This window comes from Pseudomonas fluorescens (assembly GCF_902498195.1).
GTDB classification, from domain to species: Bacteria; Pseudomonadota; Gammaproteobacteria; order Pseudomonadales; family Pseudomonadaceae; genus Aquipseudomonas; species Aquipseudomonas fluorescens_BU.
Genome location: NZ_CABVIY010000002.1, coordinates 1 through 19234, shown reverse-complemented (window position 1 = coordinate 19234; position 19234 = coordinate 1). Strand labels below are relative to the sequence as shown.

The window sequence follows — 19234 nt, the reverse complement described above, 5'->3', positions numbered from 1 at the left end:
TTACCTCGTCGCACCGCGAATGGTCAGGGACCGCTCGATGCGCCCCATGACGAACGTCACCAGCAGCGAAACGACCACGTAGATCAGCGTCGCGGCAGTGAAGGCTTCGAACGTATTGAATGAATATTCACTGACGTTGCGCGCTTGCGCGGTCAGCTCCATCAGGCCGATGGTCAGCGCCACCGAAGAGTTCTTCAGGGTGTTCAGCGCCTCGGACGTGAGTGGCGGAAACACCACGCGGATCGCCTGCGGCAATAGCACCTGCAGGTACATCTGTGTCGGCCGCAGACCCAACGCCAGCGCCGCACCGCGCTGGCCCGCGGCCACCGACTCGATGCCCGCCTTGAACAGCTCCGACAGCTTGGCCGAGGTGAACAGCGTCAAGGCCACGACGGCGCTGAAAAACGAGGGATACGGCAAGTCCTGCTTGAGGTAATCGCCCAGCGACACCGGCAGCAGCTCGGGCACGACGAAGAAACAGATGAACATCTGCACCAGCAAGGGAATGTTGCGGAATACCTCGGTGTACAAATTGCCCAGCCACACCAGCGGGCGCAGCGTGCTGGTGCGCAAGGTGCCGACCAAACCGCCGATCAGGAACGCCAGGGTGAACGCGGCGAGTGTGGTCGCCAGGGTCCAGCTGGTGCCGGTGATCAGCCAATACAGGTAAGACGAACTCTCTCCGGGCGCGGCGTCCCAGAAGATGCCCCAATTCCAGCTGTAATCCATGAAACACCAACCTTTGAGCAGAAGCAGGGTCGGAACAAATGCCCCGCCCTGCCCGGTGACGGGATGGAATCAGACGCCGGTATCGTTCGGGTGAGCGATGGCTTCCTTGAGTGCTTCACTCATTGGCAGGTTGATGACCGCGCTTTTCGGCGGGATCGGCTGCTGGAACCATTTCGGGTACTGGGTATCGATCACACCGCTGCTGTACAGGTTGCGCAGCACGTCGTCGGCGAAGGTCTTGAACTGCGGATCGTTCTTGCGGATGCCGATGGCATAGGGCTCGGCCGACATCGGCTCAGGCAGCAGGGTGTAGGCGTCCGGGCTGCGGCTTTGGGCGATGGTCGCCATCAGCTGCACATCGTCATTGATGTAGGCCACCGCGCGACCGGTCTCCAGCATCAGGAAGGCTTCGCCACCGTCCTTGGCATTGAGGATCTTCAGGCCCAGCGCTTTCTCGCGATCGAGGTTCTTGGTGATCCATTCGCCGCTGCCACCGGTGATCACCACCACGGACTTGCCTTTGAGATCAGCCACGCTGTTGATGCCCGCGTTCTTTTTCACCGCGTATTTGGCGCTGGCCACGTAGCTGGTGAGCAGGAACCCGATCTGCTTCTGACGCTCGACGGTGTTGGTGGTGACGCCGCACTCCAGGTCGATGGTGCCATTGATCAGCAAGGGCGTACGGGTGGCCGCCACCACCGAGACGTACTCGGTCTTCAGATTGGGTTCGCCGACCTTGACCTTGATTTGATCGACGATCTTCTGGCACAGATCGATGCTGTAGCCGATGGGCTGCTGGGCATCGTTGAGGTAGGAGAACGGCAACGATGCATCGCGATAGCCGAGCGTGACGGTGCCCTGTTCCTTGATCTTTTTCAGCGTTCCGGTGAGCTCATCGGCCTGCGCGGCGCTGGCGCTCAGGCAAGCAGCGACGACGAGGGCAAGCAGCTTTTTCTTCTGATCGAACATGGGGATCTCCGATATTGTTATGGCAGCTTTGGCACAGCGAAGGGCGAAGGCTTCAGCGCAAGGCTGCAAGCGCTTCACGAATACGTACGACCGCTTTTGTTATTTGCTCGCGGGACGTGGCAAACGACAGCCGGAAATACCCCGGCAAGCCGAATGCCAGGCCCGGCACTACCGCGACACCTGCCTGATCGAGCAGGTAGGCAGACAATTCGACGTCATCGGTCATCACCCGTCCCTGGGGACTGACCCGGCCCAGCAACTGGCTGCATTCGGGAAAGGCATAGAAGGCCCCGGCCGGTGCACTCACGCGCAACCCCTCGCACGCGCTCAGGCCCTCCACCAGCAAGCGACCGCGCTCGCTGTATTCGGCGGCGCTGCGGCTGACAAAATCCTGCGGGCCGTCAAGGGCCGCGCGGGACGCTTCCTGGGAGATCGCGCTGGCCCCCGAGGTGCTTTGCGATTGAATCTTGCTGATGGCCGCGATCAGGGCTTTCGGCCCGGCGGCGTAACCGATGCGCCAGCCGGTCATGGCATAGGCCTTGGCGACACCATTGATCAACAGCGTGCGTTCACGCAGTTGCGGGCACGCGTTGCCGAAGGACACGAAGGGTTGGTCCGCCAGCAAGACGTGCTCGTAGATTTCGTCGGACATCACCAGCACGTTGGGAAAATCGTCCAGGACGTTGCCCAGCGCTTGCAGCTCTGCCTGGGTGTAGATGGCCCCGCTGGGGTTGGACGGCGAATTGAGGATCAACCAGCGGGTTTTCTCGGTCAGCGCCCCTTGCAACACCTCAGCAGTCAGCTTGAAACCGACGTCGATGCCGCAAGGGATGACCCGCGGGCTGCCGCCGTTGAGCGTGACAATATCGGAATAGGACACCCAGTACGGCGCGGGGATGACGACCTCGTCGCCGGGCTCCAGCGTGGCCATGAAGGTGTTGAAGATGACTTGCTTGGCGCCATTGCCGACGGTGATTTCATCGACGTTGTAGCTCAGGCCGTTTTCGCGCTGGAATTTGCTGACGATCGCCTGGCGCAGCGCCAGGGTGCCCTGGGGCGCGGTGTAGCGAGTGTGACCGTCACGCATGGCCTGACTGGCTGCTTCGATGATATGCGCCGGGGTATCGAAGTCCGGTTCGCCGAGGCTCATGTCGACAATGTCGCGGCCCTGGCTGGCCAATTCCTTGGCTCGCATGGAAATGATCATGCTGGGGGATGAAGAGATTTCTTTGACGCGTCGACTTTCGAAACTCATAAAAAATACCCGCCTTCCGTGGAGGTTCGCCGAGGACTTATCAGCGCCTCTTGTTGTTGTACGACGTAGTATGACATCAGAAAAAAGTTTTTTGCAATCGACAGGAAAGGTGAATTTTGATGAGGGGAAAGGTGCTTGAAACCGCGCACTTGAGCTGTTTAGCGGGCGAGCGGATGGCAATAGAGGTGGCACGTTTTTTTAAGAGATACGATGAGTCGATGAGGAGTGCAAAGAGAGGAAGTGATTGAATACTCGAAGAAAAACCTGTTCGTCAGAAACAAAAAAACCGGTAAATCACCCGACGTGATTTACCGGTAAGTGTCGATGCGCACACGCCTCAAACTGTAGGAGCGAGCCTGCTCGCGAAAAACCCGAGAGCAACGCGGGGAACCTGATATCCCGCGTTATCGTTGACGACCATCGCGAGCATGCTCGCTCCTACAGGGGTTACTGCGGTTTGCGATAGCCGTTGATGATCGCCGAGAAGTCGCTGCCCCCTTCCCCGCGCAAGCTCATCGCCTGGTACAACTGCTGGGCCACCGCGCCGAGTACCACCGGTTGATGCGCCTGGCGTGCGGCCTCCGTGGCCAGCCCCAGGTCCTTGAGCATCAGCTCGGCACCGAAACCACCGGTATAGCCGCGCGAGGCCGGCGCCGTCTCGACGATGCCGGGCCAGGGGTTGTACATCTCCGAACTCCAGCAACGTCCGGTGGAGCTGTTGATGATGCCCGCGAGCACCTTGGTGTCGATGCCCAGGGCATCGCCCAACGCCATGGCCTCGCTGACGCCGACCATGGAAATCCCCAGCAGCAGGTTGTTGCAGATCTTGGCGATCTGCCCGGTGCCAACTTCGCCGCAATGGACGATGTTGCGGCCCATCTGCGCCAGCACCGGTTGCAGGGTGGCGAACAGTTCAGGGGTGGCGCCGACCATGAAGGTCAGTGTCCCGGCCGCTGCACCACCCGTACCGCCGGAAACCGGCGCATCGGCCATGGCCACACCCTGCTTGGCGGCGGCGGTGGCCACGTCACGGGCGGTCTGTGGATCGATGGTGCTGCAATCCACGGCCGGCACGCCTTTGCCGATGCCGGCGAGCACGCCGTCTTCACCCAGCCAGACGCTGCGCACATGCACGGCGGCCGGCAGCATGGTGATCACCAGTTCCGCGCCCTGCGCCGCTTCGCGGGCCGACGCGCTGATGGTGCCGCCCAGTTGCTCAAGTTCCGCCAGCACGGTTTTGTTCAGGTCGACCAGATTCAGCGAGTGACCGGCCTTGATCAGGTTGCGCGCCATCGGCGCGCCCATGTTGCCCAGACCGATAAAAGCGATTTTCATGTCCCGCTCCTTAACGCAAGTTGATGGTGGTGTTCACACCGTCGTTGACGCTGTCATCGTCAAACCAGCGGCTGGTGACCGTCTTGGTCTGAGTGTAGAACTGCACCACTTGCTTGCCGTACGGGCCCAGGTCGCCCAGCTTGGAACCACGGGAACCGGTGAAGCTGAAGAACGGCACAGGCACCGGGATCGGGATGTTGATACCGACCTGGCCGACGTCGATTTCGCTCTGGAATTTACGCGCCGCCGCACCGCTCTGGGTGAACAGGCCCGTACCGTTGCCGAACGGGTTGGCATTGACCAGGGCAATGGCTTCGTCGAGGGTGGCGACTTCCAGCACCACCAGCACCGGACCGAAGATTTCCTGGGTGTAGATCTGCATGTCGGTGGTCACGCCGGAGAACAGGGTCGGGCCGACAAAGTTGCCCTTCTCGTAACCGGGAACCGAGATCTCGCGACCGTCCAGTTCCAGCTTGGCGCCTTCCTTGATGCCGCTCTCGATCAGATCGAGAATCCGCGCTTTGGCCTTTTTCGAAATCACCGGGCCAACGTCGGTGCCTGGCTCGCTGCCGGCGTTCACTTTGAGTTTCTGCGCCAGCGCCTTCAGGTCTGGCAGCCATTGCTTGGCCGCGCCCACCAGCACCACCACGGAGGTCGCCATGCAGCGCTGACCGGCCGCGCCGAAACCGGCACCCACCAGTGCGTTCAACGCTTGCTCGCGATTGGCATCCGGCAGCACCACGGCGTGGTTCTTCGCGCCCATCATCGATTGCACGCGCTTGCCGTGTTTGCCGGCCAGGTCGTAGACGTGCGTCCCGACCGCGGTCGAACCGACGAAGGACACCGCCTTGATGTCCTTATGCGTGCAGAGCCCGTCCACCACGTCCTTGCCGCCGTGCACGACGTTGAGCACTCCGGCCGGAATGCCGGCCTCGATGGCCAGTTCCACCAGCAGCATGGTCGACATCGGGTCCTGTTCGGACGGCTTGAGCACGAAGGTGTTGCCGCAGGCGATGGCCATCGGGAACATCCACAGCGGAATCATCGCCGGGAAGTTGAACGGGGTAATGCCTGCGCACACACCGATCGGTTGGCGCAGGGTGTAGGTGTCGACACCGCCGGCGACGTTCTCGGCGAACTCGCCCATTTGCAGGGTGCCGATGGAGCAGGCGTGCTCGACCACTTCCAGGCCACGGAAAATGTCGCCCTCGGCGTCAGCGATGGTTTTGCCCTGCTCGGCGCTCAGAACGGCGGCGATACGCTTGGAGTGTTCGCGAATCAACGCCTGGAGCTTGAGCATGATGCGCATCCGCGCGCCGATCGGGGTCAGCTTCCAGGTCTGGAAGGCGCGATGGGCCGCGCTGATCGCCGCGTCGACTTCTTCAGCGGTGGCAAACGGCACTTTGGCCAGTACTTGCTGGGTAGCCGGGTTGACGATGTCGTGCCACTCGGTGGTCTTGGATTCGACCCACTCGCCATCGATCAACAGCTTGACCTTTTGTACGGTGGTTTCGGTAGGCGTAATCGGTGCGTTCATGGTGGGTCTCCTGGACGTTATTCTTGTTGAAGAGAGCTATCAGGGGAGCCAAGGCGGGAAAGTCGCCTTGAGATGAGGCGTGTGCCGCGAATTGGTTGTCGGGCTGTTTTTGGAGTATAGATGTGCAAACTTCTAATAAGAACGCACATAAAAGCCGGTCCAACATGCAAAAAAACATCACATCTCTAGGCTCGCTGAACTGGGACGACCTCAAGTTTTTCCTCGAAGTCGCCCGCACCCGCAAGGCCAGCAGCGCCGCCAAGCGTCTCGCCGTCGACTACACCACCGTGTCGCGGCGCATCAGTTCGCTGGAAGCCTCATTGGGCACGTTGCTGTTCGAGAAATCCCGGACCAACGGCTTCGTCCTGACCGCCGAGGGCCAGCGCCTGCTGGGTTACGCCGAGTCGATCGAAAGCACGCTGCACATGGCCTGCGAACAAGTGTCCGGCTCCGGCGTGGCACTGTCCGGCCATGTGCGCATGGGCTGCACCGAAGGCTTCGGCAGCTTCTTCATCACCCCGCAACTGAGCCACTTCGTCGACGCCTACCCGGCGATCTCGGTGGACATCCTGCCCCTGCCGCACTTCATCAGCCTGTCCAAGCGCGAAGCGGACATCGTCATCGCCCTGGAGCGCCCGGAACATGGCCCGTATGTCTGCTGCAAACTGACGGACTACCGCCTGCAGCTGTACGCGACCCAGGCATACCTGGACAAGCACCCGGCCATCCGCCGCCCGGCCGACCTGGGCAAACATTCATTCATCAGTTATGTCGACGACCTGGCGTTCAGCTCGGAGCTGCTGTACCTGGCCAACGTATTGCCCGGTGCCAGCGCCAACTTGCGCAGCACCAGCGTCATTGCCCAGTTCGTGGCCGCGCAGCAAGGGCGATCGCTGGCGATCCTGCCGTGCTTCCTGGCCGCCCAGGACCCGCGTTTGCTGCCCGTGCTGCCGGAAGAGATCAACATCACCCGCCAGTTCTGGATGTACTGCCGCGAAGACCTGAGGAAGCTCAAGCGGATCACCCTGTTGTGGGATTACATCCGCGCGGTCACCGAGCAGAATCAAGGCTTGTTGATGGGCGTCAGCCGCGAAATGCTGTTCGCCGATTAATCGGCGCTCACCACGATCGACACCCGGCGGTTTTCGGTGCGCCCCGACGCGGTGTCATTGGAGGCCACGGGGTGGCCGCTGCCAAGCCCGCGCAACTGGATGTTCTCCTGTTTCATCCCGGCAGCGGCCAGAACGGTGCCGACGCTTTTTGCGCGGCGCAGGGAAAGCTGCGAGTTGTAGGACTCTTTGCCCGACGCGTCGGTGTGGCCATCGATCCTCACCCGGTCGATCCCGACCCCAAGCAACGACTTGCCGATGCGCTCGACAATTTCGCTGCTCTGCGGGTTCAAGCTATCCACGTCACTGCCAAACAGTACTTTGCCGGACAGGCCAAACGCCCAGCCCTCGTCGGTCGGTTGGAAACCTTGCTGCTTGAGCACGGCGATCTGCGCCGCCGTCAGGCCTTTTGGCGGCACCGACTGGCAACCGGTCAGGCTCAGCACGGCCATCACCAGGGTGATCGTGAACAATCGAAGGGAACGCTGGATGAGAGAGGACAAAGGGAATTAGCTCCTGATTGGGACATCGGCGACAGGGTGCTCCGACCCTGCCGTGTGCTGTGCGCCTCGGGCGAGGCGCTTGGCTTGATACATCGCCCCATCGGCAGCATTGAGCAGAGTGCCCGGCGTGGCCCCATGATCGGGGTACACGGCGATGCCGATACTGAGCGAGGTCAACACCTCACTGGTACCCGGCAACGCAATGGGTTCTTCCATGCTGGCAATGATTTTGTCGGCGATGCGTTCGGCGTCTTCGGTCTTGTGCAGCGGCGTCAGCAGCACCGCAAACTCATCGCCGCCCAAGCGTGCCACCAGGTCCTCTTCACGCAGTTGTGCGCGAACGCGATTGGCCACGGCCACCAGCACGGCATCACCGGCCGCATGGCCGAAGCTGTCGTTGATTTCCTTGAACCGGTCGCTGTCGAGGAACAGGACGGCCACTCGCTCGTTCAGCTTATTGGCGCTGCGCAATGCACGCATCAGGCGACCTTCGAAAAAGGCCCGGTTCGGCAGGCCCGTGAGGCTGTCGTGATTGGCCTTGTGCGCCAGGGTTTCGTTTTCGCTTTGCAGGTGGGTCTGCCAGGATTCGAGTTCATCGAGCAGGGCATTGAAGTCGTTGCCCAGGTCGTCGAGGTCAGCGATGGCCGTGGCGGGGACTCGCTGGTCGAAGGCACGCTCGCTGCGCGCGGCATGCGCCACCGAGGCCAGGCTGCGCAACGGCCCGGTGATCCTGCGCAATTGCTGGCGAGCCAGGTACAGCGCGACCCAGGCGCTGATCGCCGTGCACAGCACAATGCCCACCAGCCCGCTGAACAAAAAGCGCATCAGGCTGCCGCCGTGCCCGGTGAGCACGATGCTGCCAATCTCCTGGCCCTGATGAATGATCGGCAGGCTGACGGGCTCTTCCAGGAAGGCCTTGGCCATCTGCATTTCCAGTTCGCTCAACCACCCGGATTCCGGTCGCTGCCAGCGCGCCAACAACTGTCCTTTCATGTTGAGGATCCGGACATCGGCCACTTCTTCGGTGGAGGCGATCAACGCCAGCGCTTCGGTGGCCGCGGCCCGGTCGTTGAACACCACGGCGGCTTCCACGGTGTAGTTGATCGAACGCGCGATCAGGTGCAGGTTGTGATCGGCATACACCCGCAAGGCCAGAACGCCGAGCAGTGTCAGTGACACACTGGCCATGGCCACGCCCACCAGCGCGACGATCAAATGACCGCGGCCGATGACCGAGCGCAGGGTCGGGCGAGTCCACGGCTTGAACACACTCATGGCGCCGCCGGTTTGCGACGGGACAATTGCAGCACGCTCGGATGGATGCGCACACCGCTGCGGGCAACGGAGTCGAGGTTGACCTCGAAGGACACCTGGTCATCGCTGACCCGCAGGCAAAACAGGCTGCCGACGGTGCATTGATCATCGCTTTCGCTGATGCTCAAGACCGGCTTCCCGGTCAGCGAATTTAACAGCCGATTGCGCTCTTCACCGGTCAACTTGCCGATGTACGCCGCATCGCATTCCGTGGCGATGGCCGGGTTGTCGGCCAATAGCCGTTGCACCGTCACGGGTCGCCCCGTCGCCTGGGTCGTGCCCTTGAGCAGATCGTCGGTGTATTCGGTAGGGCCGACGACACACAGGCGAAGTTGCCCCGGTTCAATCGGCCAGCGGGCATAACTGAGAATCCCCAGGACCACCTGTGTGACCGATCTGGCGCGTTGATCGGCCATGCTCGCTGGGGTTTGCGGTTGAGCGTGAACGGCAACCGAGAGCAGACAGAGAAGGCCGGCAAGCAGTACCTGCTTGCAACCCACGACACTCCTTGTCGCCCCGCCAACCTCCCTCATGCAGTGATTCTCTTCGATCGCAGCCCAATGATGCCGCAACGATAGCACAGCACAATGCTCTTGTAGGAGCGAGCACGCTCGCGATGGTCGTCAACGATTACGCGTTTCAGTTGGATAAACGCGGCGCAATTGAGTCCATCGCGAGCGTGCTCGCTCCTACAGTTACAGCCGCATCCTTCAGTCGGGCGTCTCGCTGCCTTCTTTCAGCTCCAGCATCAACCCGCTCAAGCGCTTGACCTTGCGCCTCACCGCCTCTTCAAAAACGCCGGCACGCGGTTCGATCAAGGTGAACCAGTCCTTGGCGCGGGTAATCCCGGTATAGATCAGTTCCTTGGTCAGCACCGGATTCAGGGCATCCGGCAGGATCAGCGCGGTATGGGCGAATTCCGAGCCCTGGGATTTATGCACCGTCATGGCGTAGACGGTTTCGACATCATTGAGCCTGCTCGGCAGGACGAACCGCACCCCGCCCTGCCCGTCATTGCGCGGGAACGCCACGCGCAACACCTGCTTGCCCGCCTCCGGCCCCTCACGCTCGGGCAGCTTGAGGGCGATGCCGATGTCGCCGTTCATCAAGCCCAGGCCGTAATCGTTGCGCGTCATCAGCACGGGACGCCCTTCGTACCATTGCTGGTCGCTGTCGATCAGCCGGGCCTTCAACAACGCGTCGGTCACTCGCTGGTTCAGTCCCTCCACGCCCCACGGCCCTTTGCGCACCGCGCACAACAACTGGAAAGCGTCGAAGGCTTGCAGCACTTGTCGCGCCCAATCCATCCAGCGCGAATCATCCAGTGGCGCGTCGAGTGCAGGACGCCGGGCCCGCAGCAGACTCAAGTAATGCCGATAACCCTGCGGTCCTTCGCCGTGACCCTCCAGCAGCAAACGCTCCAGCGCCCGGTCCTGTTCACTCTTGAGTGACAGGCAAAACACATCGTCATGGCTTCGAGCGGCCAGCAACTTGCGCGCCTCTTCAGGCTGTTGCTGGTTGACCCAACGGGCCAACTGACCAATCCCGCTGCCTTCGCCGAACCGTCGCGAGTGACGCAGCATCACCACTTGCTGGGCCAGCGGATGAGCGCCCTGGGTGTCTTCCTGCAACCCGCTGGCTTGCAGATGTTCACCACTGACCGACTCCAGCCACTGACGTGTCTGCGGGCTGTACCAGCCGGCCTCGGCATCGCGGCACAAATCGCCCAGCACCGCACCGGCCTCCACCGAGGCCAGCTGGTCCTTGTCGCCCAGCAGCACCAGGCGGGCATGGGGCGGCAGCGCATCCAGCAGATTGGCCATCATTTCCAGGTCGATCATCGAGGCTTCGTCCACCACCAACACGTCCAGCGGCAAGCGATTGCCCCCATGGTGGCGGAAATGTCGCGTACCGGGACGGCTACCGAGCAGGCGGTGAACGGTGGTGACGTCCGACGGGATTTTCTGGCGGATGTCCTCGGAGACTTTCAGGGTTCGAACTTGCTGGCTGATGGACTCGGTCAAGCGTGCAGCCGCTTTGCCGGTCGGTGCCGCCAGACGGATGCGCAGCGGCTTGCCGGCCTCCACCGCCGGCGCCTGGAGCAACGCCAACAAGCGCACCACCGTGGTGGTCTTGCCGGTGCCCGGGCCACCGGTGACGATGCTGAAGGCGCCACGGGTCGCGAGGGCGCAGGCGAGCTTCTGCCAGTCTATGACGTCGCCAGGGCTGGCCGCACCGAACAAGCCGGTCAGGCGCTCGGGCAAGTCATGCGGCGTGGCTTCGTGCTGCGCCAGGCGTTCACGCAGCGAATGGTCGATACGCCGCTCGTACGCCCAATAGCGTCGCAGGTACAGGCGCTTGCCCGACAACACCAACGGCCGCTGCTGCACGGACTCGCGCCCGTCGGCCGCCAGCGCGACCAGGCTACCGGCGGCCAGCACCTTGCACCAATGGGCGCCGTCCAGCGTCTCCAGCAGCTGCGACGGCAGGACCATGGCGCCTGTGTGCAGGTCACCTTCGGGCGGCAGCGACAGGGCGAAGTCCGGCTCCTTCAGCGTCTCGAACAGATCCAGGCAGACATGCCCGTGGCCCAACTGGTGACTGGTCAACGCCGCCGCCAGCAGCACCAACGGATCATCGTCCGGGGCCAGCTCGTGGAGGAAGGCAACGAACGCTTTGTCCAGCGCACGCAGCCAGCCCCGTTCGACCCAGCGCGTGAGCAACAGCAGCAAGTCGTCGGCGCGATTCAGGGGATCGAGGCCCGCCAGGCTATCGGCGTCCAGCGAGGTCGGCAGCAAATCGGCGAAGGTGCGGCTCATAGCAATTCTCCCTGTACCCAGGCCGGCTCGGCCTTGGGTTCTGCCTTACCTTGAAACAGTCGGTCCAGTTGCTCGATCAGCGCCCTTGGCGGACGGGCAAAATACACGCCCTGACTGGGCGCACGCGTGCCGCGCAGGAACAGGTACAAGGCACCGCCGACATGCCGGTCATAGTCGTAGTCGGCCAGCCGGGCCTTGAGTTGGCGATGCAGGGCCAGGAGGTAAAGGACGTATTGCAGGTCATAACGGTTGTCGAGGATCGACTGCTCCATGGCCTGCTCGGTGTAGGCCGAGTCATCGGTGCCCAGCCAGTTGGACTTGTAGTCAGCGACGTAATAGCGGCCATCGTGCTCGAACGTCAGGTCGATGAAGCCCTTGAACATGCCATTGAGCAACACTGCCTCGGCGGCCACCCGGGGCACGCCGTTGTGGGTGTGCTGGCGCACCAGCGCGTCAAGCTTGAGCACATCCACCTTATGGCTGGCGAACCAGAATTCCATTTCGACCTGGTAGTGGCTCAGCCGCTCGAAAACCACCGGCGCCTGACCGCCCCCGACCGGCAAGGGTGATTTGAGCAGATGCTGCAACCAGTCGCTCAGCGTGGTGATCCAGCCTTCCCAGCCGCGACGATTGCAGCGACGGGCGATGGCGTCCTCCACGGCTTGCGGCGTGGCGCAGAAACCTTCATCGCCCGCCCATTCGAGCAACCCATGGAGAAAGGTGCCCGGGTTCGGGCCACGGGGGAATCGATGGATATCGGCGCCGCCAGCGACCATCTCCCGCGGTGCCTGCGGATCGAGACGTTCGTCGTCGAAGAGCTTCTGTGCCTGCGGACTCTCCGGCGCCTCGTCACTGCCGATGCTCAGGGTATCGCTCAGGCGCAAGGCGCTGTAGGAGGCAATCCACCAGTTTTCACTGGCCTTGCGCTTGGGAATCAACGGAGCACGCAACGCTGCTTCGTTCTGCGGTGGATGGTAGTGCCCGGCAGTGGCTTCAGGCATTTCGCCGTAGCCCAGCGCATCACAGTCCTGCTGCAAGTCTTCCAGCCAACGCTTCAGGCCTGCCGATTCGGTCAAGGTAGCGCCACCACCCAACAGATAACCCAGGGCCGACAGGTGCAACACCGAGCTGTTGTGATTGCCGCGCTTGAGGTCGGTCACCCCCAGCCAGCAGGCATGCTGGGCCCGGGTCAGCGCCACATAGAGCAAGCGCAGGTCTTCAGCCAGTCGTTCATCATCGGCCAGGGCAATCAACTCGGCAGTCGGGTTCAAGGTCACGTGGGCCTTGCCGCCGGCATCGTGGTAGTGCAACGGCAGCCGGCTGCCATCCACCGGTTTCGCCGAGCAAATGAACGGCAGGAACACCAAGGGGTATTCAAGGCCCTTGGACTTGTGAATGGTCACGACCTTGACCAGTTGCTCATCACTTTCCAGGCGCAGAATCTGCTCTTCGCCGGCCTGGCCGGACAGCGCCAGATGCTCGGACAAGTGACGGATCAGGGCCTGCTCGCCATCCAGTTCGGCGGCCGCCTGCTGCAGCAACTCGCAGAGGTGCAACAGGTTGGTCAACACCCGCTCGCCATCGTGGCGCGCGATCAATGCCTGGGGCAGCTGGAAGTCATGCAGCAGGCAGCGCAACATGGGCAACACGCCCTGCTTGCGCCAGATCTCGCGATATCGGCGAAACTGCATGACCCGGGCTTCCCAGGCCAATTCATCCTGATTGAGCCGCTCCAACTCTGCCAATGACAGGTTCAGCGTGATGCAGGCCAGCGCGGCCCGCAGGGGGCGCTCGACATCGGGTTCGGCGCAGGCTTTGAGCCAGGTCAACACGTCGTGGGCTTCCTGGGCGGCGAACACCGAATCCTTGTCCGACAGATAGACGCTGCGCACCCCGCGCGCGGAGAGTTCGGCACGCACGGCCTGTGCTTCCTTGCCATCGCGGACCAGGATCGCGATGTCCGCAGGCAACAGGCCCTTGAAGCCTTCGCCGTCGCGCACAAAACCCGCCTGGCCTTGTTGCCCGCCATTGAGCAAGGCGGTGATTTCACTGGCGCAGGCGGCGGCCAATTGTTGGCGGTACACCGCTCCGGACAATGGCTGCTCGGCAGGCAGTTGCCAGATGTTCAGCGCGGGCACGGCCTGGCCGTCGATGTGCAGGACCTCTTTGCGGCCCTGGGATTCGACGGGAGAAAACGGCACCGGGTTATCGCCGTTGTCCTCACGGAACAGGAAGGCACCGCGTCCGGCTTCGCGAGTCTCGGCCCGCTCGAAGACATGGTTCACGGCACTGACCATGCCATGACTCGAACGGAAGTTGGTGCCCAGGGTATGCAAGCGGCCGGCGGTCGCCTGGCGAGCGCGCAGGTAGGTATAGATGTCGGCGCCGCGGAAAGCATAGATCGCCTGCTTTGGGTCACCGATCAGGAACAGGCCGCTCTCGGGGTTGTTATCCTCGATGCAATAGATGCTCTCGAAGATCCGGTACTGGACCGGGTCGGTGTCCTGGAATTCGTCGATCAGCGCCACCGGAAACTGCTCGCGGATCAAGGTCGCCAGGCGCTCGCCTCCCTCGGCTTGCAAGGCCGCATCCAGGCGCAACAGCATGTCGTCGAAGCCCATTTCCGCACGACGACGTTTTTCTTCTTCGAAGCGCGCACCGACCCAATGGGCAGCATGTTGCAGCACGGCGGCATCAGGCGTCGGCAAGGCGTCGAGACTGGCTTTCAAGCCGGGCATTGCGTCCAGCCCCGGATGGTTGGGAGCGTTGCCTTTCTTCCAGGCCTCGGCCATTCCATCGGGGGTCAGCCGGGTGAAGCCGGTGCCGATGTCCAGCTGTTCGAGGGTTTCATCCTCGGACCAGGCCTTGATCTTTTCGAACCAGGGCTCGAAGTAACGCGCCTGCATCTTGCGACCGTCGACACTCTTGCTGGCAACCCCTTCATGACAGAGGGCGAGCAGCTCATCCGCCCACTCACGCCAGGGCCGTTTGAGTTCCAGCAACACTGCCCGCCGCTCCTGCAAACACTCGGCGATCAGCTCGGCAGGTGCCTTGCCTTCGACATTCTCCCGTTCACTGGCAAACAGCCCGCGAACCCTTGGCAACAATGCCGCCGGCCCGCCCAAGTTGCTACGCACCCAGTTCAACGCATCGCCTTGCATCGGATAGCAGAACAGCCGCCAGTAGTCGCGCAGGACTTCACCGAGCAAATCGCTGTGGTCGGTTTCAAGGGTCTGGGTAAACAGGCTGCCGCTGTCGAAGGCGTGTTCGCGCAACATGCGCTGGCACCAACTGTGGATCGTCGAAACGGCCGCTTCGTCCATCCACTGGGCGGCGATGTCCAGGCGGTTGGCGCAGCCGGCCCACTGTTCGGGCACGTACTGTTCGCGCAGTTCGGCGATCAGGCCGTCGGGGGCCGGTGTTTCATCGCGAAAAAACCGCGCGGCCTCGGCCAGGCGCGTGCGAATACGTTCGCGCAGCTCTTTGGTCGCGGCATCGGTAAAGGTCACGACCAGGATTTGCGGAGGCAACAGCTCGCGTCCGAAGCCACTGACATCAGCACCATGGCCAAGGACCAGGCGCAGGTACAGGGCGGAAATGGTAAAGGTCTTGCCGGTCCCGGCACTGGCTTCGATCAGCTGACTGCCACGCAGCGGGAATGCCAGGGCCAAGGGTGTCTTGCGAGTCATGGGCGGGCCTCCTCGCTGGACATCGAACGCCAGGGGGCTTCGAGCAATGGGCGGTACAGCGCGTTGCACCAATCGACGAACGTCTCGTCGGCGACCAGCGCATCGTAATCGGCAAATTGACGAGCCAGCGCCACGCTTTCGCGTCGCTCTCCGTCAGTGGTCAATCCATCGCCCTCATAGGCCTTGCGCGCAGCCGCTTCGGCCTTGCCCGGCTCGGTTTGGCCCAGCCAGGCGAAAGCCGTCTTGACCGCGATCGGCAGGGGTTGGCGCATGCCCGATTGCCAGGCCAGCAACAGGTCACCCAGAATCCGTCGTGCCGATGCTGCCTCGGTTGGAGCGAGCACCAGACTGTCATCACTGGCCACCAACGCGGTGGTCATCGCCAGGCCGCTGGCGCAAGCGACCAGATGGTTGACCCATGGCCGCGTCAGGCGATGCCATTTGCGCGACTTGATCGAACCGATACTGTTGGGGATCGTGGTGATCGACAGCAAGCCGCCATCGGCCCGTTGGTGCAGGCCGCTGAGCCAGCCTTCAAGACGCAGGTCATGCAATGCCAGGTTCACCGGCAGCGCGCTGGTCAAGGGCGTTGGCCACAGCGCCAGAAGCTGTTGATAGCGCTGCAGCAGATCCGGTAGCGGCTCGATCAGTTCGCGCTGAAGGCATTCGCCAAACCCGGCCATCGGCAGCAGCCCGCTGTTTTGCAGGCGCCGGGCCTGTGCCTCAAGCGCCTTCTCCGGGGCGTCCGGATCTGCCAGGGCAGCCTCCAGCAAACTGTCGCTGAGGCTATAGCGTTGCAAGGCGTCGAGAACGAAGGGCTCCTCATCCGCCAAAGGCACTTCGGCTGCCTCAAAGAACACCTTCAAGCGCTGACTGAAGAAGTGCCGCACCGGGTTGCGCAGGAAATCCTGGAGTTGACCGAGGCTCAGCGGCTCCTCCTGGACGTGGGGTTCAAGGATCTCGGTATCCGTCGCGTGTTGTGTGGCGTGGTGAAGCACTTGCCACTCGTTGGCGTAGCTGAACAGCTCATTGCCTTCATGGAAGTAACGGGCGCTGAAGGGTTGCAGCGGGTGTTCCTGGGTTATGGCCTCAAGCAAGCCTTCTGCGGCATCGCTCAGTCGCCAGCCGCTGGCCAGATGGTCACGGAGCTGACCGATCAGCACCGACGCCGGACGCTCACTGTTGTCGCGAATGCTGCGGCCGACCCAGCTGATGTAGAGCTGGTCGCGTGCCGACAACAACGCTTCCAGCAACAAGTAGCGGTCATCTTCGCGCCGCGAGCGATCGCCTGGGCGGTAGTCACTGCCCATGAGGTCGAAGTCCAGCGGCGGCTGCGCACGCGGGTAGTCGCCATCGTTCATTCCCAGCAAGCACACCAGCTTGAATGGAATCGCCCGCATCGGCATCAAGGTGCAGAAGTTCACGGCACCGGCGAGGAAGCGCTGCGACAACCGTCCCTGATCGAGCCCTGCAAGCCAGGCTTCACGGACGACGGTCAGCGGCAGTTCGTCTTGCAGGCCGACCGACTCGCAATTCTCCAGCCAGGTTTCCCGCAACACGTCCAGCTGGGTCAGCAGGAAGTCGTCGTGCTCGTTGCTGGCCTGGAAGAACAGGGCAACCAATGCCTGCAATCGCACACTCCATTGTTGCGGCGATGCGGGCTGGGTGAGTTCCTGGTGGGCGATTTCCAATGCATCGAGCAGCGCAACCAACGGACCGATCAGGGCGGCATCCAGGCCACCGATCTCGTCGTAAGGTTCGATACCGCCGCAGGCACTGGCACTGCCCACGGCATAGCCCAGCAACATGCGCCGCAGACCGAAACGCCAACTGTTTTGCTCCAGCGCCGCCGGCAATCCGAGCCCCGCACGCTGCTCGGCATTCATGCCCCAACGGATACCGGCGCCTTCTATCCAGCGATGCAGGGTTGGCAGGTCGCGTTCCTCTACACCGAAACGCGCGCGTAGTGCGGGAACGTCGAGCAGATCGAGAATCTCGCTGACCGGGAAACGACTGTCAGGCAGTTTGAGCAAATGTTCAACGGCGATCAGCAGTGGATCACGGCCGCGCTGGCCCTGGTCGGCCAGCGTGAAGGGAATGAATCGAGGGTCGCTGCGATCGAGTTGGCCGAACACCGCGCGAATATGCGGCGCGTAGCTATCGATGTCCGGGACCATGACAATCACATCCCGAGGACGCAATTGTGGGTCGGCGCTGAAGCGCGCGAGCAACTGATCATGAAGGACCTCAACCTCGCGCTGGGCGCTGTGCGTGATGTGAAAACGGATCGACTCATCCGTCTGCGGATTCATCGCCGGCCAACGGTCACGGGTCTCGGTCAATGGACGTAATTCGAGAATGTCATCCTGCAACTGATTGAGCATGTTCAGTGGAAGGCTGTCGCTGAACAGGTCGATGCGGCCATCGCGAAAGGCCGAACGATAGCTGTTGGGATCGTCGTAACTATCCAGCAGGCTGATGTAGTCGCGGCCTTGCTTGCCCCATGCCGCCAGTAAGGGATGGGCATGTTGATGAAGGGTTTGCGGGTCGAGCACAACCGGCATGCCACTCTTGCGCGCCTGTCGCTTGTATTGATGCCGTAGCAGGTCTTTATCGGCGACGATGTCTGCCCAATGGTGACGACACGGGTTGTGTACGCACAGCAGCACCTGACTGAATCGAGCCAGCCCGGCCAGTGCTTCCAGGGCTTGGGCGGGCAGGGAGGAAATCCCGAAAACGATCACTCGGGAGGGTAATCCCTTGGGCGCTACTTCGAGGTTGTTGATGCGTTCGATAAACCGCTGGTGGACACCGGCCCGGCTTTGCGCCATGCCTTCTTCACCGACGTCCAGCAACAGCGCACGCCATAATTCCGCCTGCCAGCAGTTCGCTTCGGGGAGCTTTTTGACTTCTCCTCTGCCGCTGCGCAACTGATGGCGACCTTCCGCCCAGTCTTCGAGCCAGTCCGCCCGGTATACCTGGTATTGGTCGAACAAATCGGCCAGTCGCTCGGCCAGCTGATAGCGCTTGCGCAAATCGGGGTCATTGGTCAGAAAGCGCTGCAGGGGTTCGAAGTGCGGTTGATTGATCAACTGCGGAAGCAGGCGCATCAGGCGCCAGGTCAGCGGGGCTTTATCGAGCAACGATTTGACTGGAATCTCGTCACGCCCCAGGACCATGCGATAGAGCTGCCACATGAAACTACCCGGTAACTGCACGTCGATGGCCGCGGCGATTCCGCATCCTCCCATGTCATCGTCTTCAGCGTCTTCGGCCAGGGCCAGTTTGAGCCACTGGGCAATGCCGTTGCTCTGCACCAGGGCGATCTCATTCTCCAGGGGAGCCAGCGGGTAGCGCCGCATCCAGCTGACCACCAGGCTGCGCAACTCGTCCAGGCGGTTGCCGTGAACCACCATAAAACCAGCACTGAGAGACGTCGCGTCCGGCATAAAGGCTTCCTTGGAAAATACAAATGCTAGGGCCGAACCTTAACATTCTCGGGAGACGGTGACAGCGCGGACCTGCCCGTTGCCGCTGTTCGAACTTTTCTGCAGGCAAAAACAAAACCCCAACTGCTTTCGCAATTGGGGTTTCGGAATTTAATCTTGACGATGACCTACTCTCACATGGGGAAACCCCACACTACCATCGGCGATGCATCGTTTCACTTCTGAGTTCGGGATGGGATCAGGTGGTTCCAACGCTCTATGGTCGTCAAGAAATTCGGGTACTGAGTCGTGGCCAGCGGGCCTCGCTTCAGCAAATTGGGTATGTGATGGAAATCGGTGTTTTGTGAGCGTCGAACTTTCGGTTCGTTTCGTCTTCACACACCGCAATCTGGCCTCTTTCGAGTTCGCAAATTGCTTGGGTGTTATATGGTCAAGCCTCACGGGCAATTAGTATGGGTTAGCTCAACGCCTCACAGCGCTTACACACCCCACCTATCAACGTCGTAGTCTTCGACGGCCCTTCAGG

General features: G+C 62.0%; 12 protein-coding genes and 2 rRNA genes. 1 reads left to right on the top strand and 13 read right to left on the bottom strand.

Going from position 1 to position 19234, the window contains the following annotated elements:
• The 5 genes from F8N66_RS05495 to F8N66_RS05475 form a co-directional block, all read right to left on the bottom strand.
• Nucleotides 1–729, bottom strand: a complete 729-nt coding sequence (locus F8N66_RS05495; RefSeq protein ID WP_150769239.1) for an amino acid ABC transporter permease — start codon at nt 727–729, stop codon at nt 1–3.
• A 69-nt stretch (nt 730–798) separates the two neighbouring features.
• Nucleotides 799–1698: a transporter substrate-binding domain-containing protein gene (locus F8N66_RS05490; protein ID WP_150769238.1), complete on the bottom strand. Its 900-nt coding sequence runs from the start codon at nt 1696–1698 to the stop codon at nt 799–801.
• A 52-nt stretch (nt 1699–1750) separates the two neighbouring features.
• The gene (locus F8N66_RS05485; RefSeq protein WP_150769237.1) at nt 1751–2953 is read right to left on the bottom strand and encodes a pyridoxal phosphate-dependent aminotransferase; all 1203 of its coding nucleotides are present in this window, start codon (nt 2951–2953) and stop codon (nt 1751–1753) included.
• Nucleotides 2954–3400: 447 nt separating this feature from the next.
• Nucleotides 3401–4288, bottom strand: coding sequence for a 3-hydroxyisobutyrate dehydrogenase (mmsB, locus tag F8N66_RS05480; protein ID WP_150769236.1), 888 nt, complete (start codon nt 4286–4288; stop codon nt 3401–3403).
• 10 nt (nt 4289–4298) lie between these two features.
• Entirely contained in the window at nt 4299–5825 is a 1527-nt protein-coding gene (locus tag F8N66_RS05475; RefSeq protein ID WP_150769235.1) for a CoA-acylating methylmalonate-semialdehyde dehydrogenase, read from the bottom strand.
• A gap of 164 nt (nt 5826–5989) precedes the next feature.
• Between F8N66_RS05475 and F8N66_RS05470 the strand changes: the two genes are divergently transcribed.
• Nucleotides 5990–6937, top strand: a complete 948-nt coding sequence (locus F8N66_RS05470; RefSeq protein WP_150769234.1) for a LysR family transcriptional regulator — start codon at nt 5990–5992, stop codon at nt 6935–6937.
• Here F8N66_RS05470 and F8N66_RS05465 read toward each other — a convergent pair.
• From F8N66_RS05465 to F8N66_RS05430, 8 genes are all read right to left on the bottom strand, one after another.
• Nucleotides 6934–7386: an OmpA family protein gene (locus F8N66_RS05465; RefSeq protein ID WP_150770139.1), complete on the bottom strand. Its 453-nt coding sequence runs from the start codon at nt 7384–7386 to the stop codon at nt 6934–6936. The genes F8N66_RS05470 and F8N66_RS05465 overlap by 4 nt on opposite strands.
• Nucleotides 7387–7443: 57 nt before the next feature.
• A complete protein-coding gene (locus F8N66_RS05460; protein WP_150769233.1) occupies nt 7444–8712 on the bottom strand; it encodes a diguanylate cyclase domain-containing protein in 1269 nt (422 codons plus the stop codon).
• Nucleotides 8709–9284 (bottom strand): YfiR family protein, encoded by a 576-nt coding sequence (locus tag F8N66_RS05455; RefSeq protein WP_150769232.1) that lies wholly within the window; start codon nt 9282–9284, stop codon nt 8709–8711. Before F8N66_RS05455 ends, F8N66_RS05460 begins: the two co-directional genes overlap by 4 nt.
• Nucleotides 9285–9461: 177 nt before the next feature.
• Nucleotides 9462–11570 (bottom strand): exodeoxyribonuclease V subunit alpha, encoded by a 2109-nt coding sequence (gene recD, locus F8N66_RS05450; protein WP_150769231.1) that lies wholly within the window; start codon nt 11568–11570, stop codon nt 9462–9464.
• Nucleotides 11567–15259, bottom strand: coding sequence for an exodeoxyribonuclease V subunit beta (gene recB / locus F8N66_RS05445; protein WP_150769230.1), 3693 nt, complete (start codon nt 15257–15259; stop codon nt 11567–11569). Before recB ends, recD begins: the two co-directional genes overlap by 4 nt.
• Nucleotides 15256–18708, bottom strand: coding sequence for an exodeoxyribonuclease V subunit gamma (gene recC, locus F8N66_RS05440; RefSeq protein WP_150769229.1), 3453 nt, complete (start codon nt 18706–18708; stop codon nt 15256–15258). Before recC ends, recB begins: the two co-directional genes overlap by 4 nt.
• A gap of 154 nt (nt 18709–18862) precedes the next feature.
• Nucleotides 18863–18978: ribosomal RNA gene (rrf, locus tag F8N66_RS05435) — 5S ribosomal RNA — on the bottom strand.
• 156 nt (nt 18979–19134) lie between these two features.
• Nucleotides 19135–19234, bottom strand: a 23S ribosomal RNA gene (locus tag F8N66_RS05430); the annotation flags it as partial.

Coding starts and splice junctions, on each gene's coding strand:
- F8N66_RS05495 (WP_150769239.1), bottom strand. CDS start 729: ATGGATTACAGCTGGAATTGGGGCATCTTCTGGGACGCCGCGCCCGGA.
- F8N66_RS05485 (WP_150769237.1), bottom strand. CDS start 2,953: ATGAGTTTCGAAAGTCGACGCGTCAAAGAAATCTCTTCATCCCCCAGC.
- F8N66_RS05475 (WP_150769235.1), bottom strand. CDS start 5,825: ATGAACGCACCGATTACGCCTACCGAAACCACCGTACAAAAGGTCAAG.
- recB (WP_150769230.1), bottom strand. CDS start 15,259: ATGACTCGCAAGACACCCTTGGCCCTGGCATTCCCGCTGCGTGGCAGT.
- F8N66_RS05455 (WP_150769232.1), bottom strand. CDS start 9,284: ATGAGGGAGGTTGGCGGGGCGACAAGGAGTGTCGTGGGTTGCAAGCAG.
- F8N66_RS05465 (WP_150770139.1), bottom strand. CDS start 7,386: ATGGCCGTGCTGAGCCTGACCGGTTGCCAGTCGGTGCCGCCAAAAGGC.
- F8N66_RS05470 (WP_150769234.1), top strand. CDS start 5,990: ATGCAAAAAAACATCACATCTCTAGGCTCGCTGAACTGGGACGACCTC.
- recC (WP_150769229.1), bottom strand. CDS start 18,708: ATGCCGGACGCGACGTCTCTCAGTGCTGGTTTTATGGTGGTTCACGGC.
- recD (WP_150769231.1), bottom strand. CDS start 11,570: ATGAGCCGCACCTTCGCCGATTTGCTGCCGACCTCGCTGGACGCCGAT.
- F8N66_RS05490 (WP_150769238.1), bottom strand. CDS start 1,698: ATGTTCGATCAGAAGAAAAAGCTGCTTGCCCTCGTCGTCGCTGCTTGC.
- F8N66_RS05460 (WP_150769233.1), bottom strand. CDS start 8,712: ATGAGTGTGTTCAAGCCGTGGACTCGCCCGACCCTGCGCTCGGTCATC.
- mmsB (WP_150769236.1), bottom strand. CDS start 4,288: ATGAAAATCGCTTTTATCGGTCTGGGCAACATGGGCGCGCCGATGGCG.